Here is a 1,688-nt window from a genome sequence, read left to right as displayed (position 1 = left end):
GTGTAGGCCCGCAGGCGTGGAATCCCCATGATTTGCGTCTCCAAATGAACAGGGCCGGATGAACCGCCGCCCTCGGTCCGTCCGGCCCTCGCCTGCCCTCATGCGGCAGGCATGGCTGTATCGATTGCCGATCAGTTGACCGGAACCTGGGTGAACAGGTCGGCGAACACCGTCTTTGCCTTCCCGGGATGCTTGACCGCCTTGGCGGCATCGAGATTGACCGGCTTTCCGACAACGATCAGGGCGACCATGCCCATGCCGTAGTGAGGCGCGCATTTGACGCCGTAAACGCCCTCCTTTGTCAGCGTAACGGTGATTTCCTCGCTGGGCTTTCCCTTGAAGGGCTCGGCGCCGTCTGGAAGCATGCCTTTGATTGACTCGGCATCATGGCTCTTGTCGGTCGGCACGAACTTGACGGTGTCGCCAGGGGCTGCCTTGACGAAGGCCGGCTGGAAAACCATGGCGCCCTTTTCGCCCTTGTTGAGCATCTGCACCATATGCTCTTCGGCGCTTGCGCCGCCGGCGAGCGCCAGGGTAGAGACTGCGGCGGCGAGGATGGAGAGTTTCATCGATTTGTCCTTTGTTTCGTCTTCGCGGCATTGCGCCGTTCCATGCCATTTAGTCTGACGCGGCTGGGAACAATTTGCGCTGGCGCAAACTCAGGATAAGAAAGGTCTTCCGCACGACTGATGCGGAACCGTAGGGCCGTGAGGAATCGCTTGGCTGCGCTGGACCGATCGCTGATTTCGCGACTGCCGCTCTTCCAGGGTCTGACGCCCGACGAGCAGAGCGAGATCCTGCGGGATGCGCGGTCGTCTCGCTATGCCAAGGAGACTGCGATCTTCGAGCAGGAAGCCGAGGCTCATTCCTTCTTCGTGCTGATCGCCGGGCATATCCGTGTCGTTCGCACCACACCGGACGGACAACAGGTCATCGCCAGATACATCAGCGAAGGCGAGATTTTTGGCGTCGCCGCGGCACTTGGCCGAACGACCTACCCAGCCAGCGCAATTGCGGCGGTGGACTGCGTGGTGCTCGCCTGGCCAAACGCTCTGTGGCCGGACCTGGCGGGATGCTTCCCAGTGTTTGGGGCGGCCACATACAGGACGGTTGGAACCAGGCTGCAGGAGACGCAGACGCGGGTCGTGGAGATGTCCACCGAGCAGGTGGAGCAGCGGGTTGCGCATGCGCTTCTGCGACTGGCAAACCAGACCGGCCGAAAGACCGACAGCGGCATCGAAATCGATTTCCCGATTTCCAGGCAGGACATTGCCGAGATGACGGGAACGACGCTGCACACCGTCAGCCGCTTGCTCAGCAAGTGGGAAGACAATGGGATAATCGTCAGCGGACGCCAGAAGGTCACCGTGAAGGATGCGCATCGCCTTGTAGTTCTGGCCGAGAACCGGGACAAGCGCTGATCTCATTCTCTGCGGCGGACAGTCGCTTCCAGGTCGGCGATGAAACGGCTTTCATCGACGTGGTGTTCAAGGCACGCTTCAGCCACGGTATGGAATGTGCCGATCGGGCAGCCGACGCACAGCATCTTGTATCTCAGCACCACAGCCACCGTTGCCGGCCATTTCCTCATGATTTCGTCAACGACCATGTCGGGGTCAATCGAACTGGGTTGCTTCACGATGAAGTCTCCGCGATTTGCGAAGCCTCTTCATAAATCGCGTTCGGAC

General features: G+C 60.4%; 3 protein-coding genes. 1 reads left to right on the top strand and 2 read right to left on the bottom strand.

Features of this window, described 5'->3' with window-relative positions:
• Positions 1 to 131 precede the first annotated feature (131 nt).
• Positions 132 to 569: a pseudoazurin gene (locus EN884_RS35070; protein ID WP_063170488.1), complete on the bottom strand. Its 438-nt coding sequence runs from the start codon at positions 567 to 569 to the stop codon at positions 132 to 134.
• A 150-nt stretch (positions 570 to 719) separates the two neighbouring features.
• Here EN884_RS35070 and EN884_RS35065 point away from each other — a divergent pair, with 150 nt between their 5' ends.
• On the top strand, positions 720 to 1,421 hold the full coding sequence (locus tag EN884_RS35065; RefSeq protein WP_024505309.1) for a Crp/Fnr family transcriptional regulator: 702 nt from the start codon (positions 720 to 722) through the stop codon (positions 1,419 to 1,421).
• Between the two features lie 2 nt (positions 1,422 to 1,423).
• Here the strand turns inward: EN884_RS35065 and EN884_RS35060 are convergent, their stop codons facing one another.
• A complete protein-coding gene (locus EN884_RS35060; protein WP_013525381.1) occupies positions 1,424 to 1,639 on the bottom strand; it encodes a DUF1858 domain-containing protein in 216 nt (71 codons plus the stop codon).
• Positions 1,640 to 1,688: the final 49 nt, after the last annotated feature.

Origin of the sequence: Mesorhizobium sp. M7A.F.Ca.AU.001.01.1.1 (assembly GCF_004022735.1) — a bacterium.
Taxonomy (GTDB): Bacteria; Pseudomonadota; Alphaproteobacteria; order Rhizobiales; family Rhizobiaceae; genus Mesorhizobium; species Mesorhizobium ciceri.
The sequence above is the reverse complement of the archived record's forward strand: the minus strand, read 5'-3'. Positions and strand labels throughout refer to the sequence as shown.

Coding starts and splice junctions, on each gene's coding strand:
- EN884_RS35070 (WP_063170488.1), bottom strand. CDS start 569: ATGAAACTCTCCATCCTCGCCGCCGCAGTCTCTACCCTGGCGCTCGCC.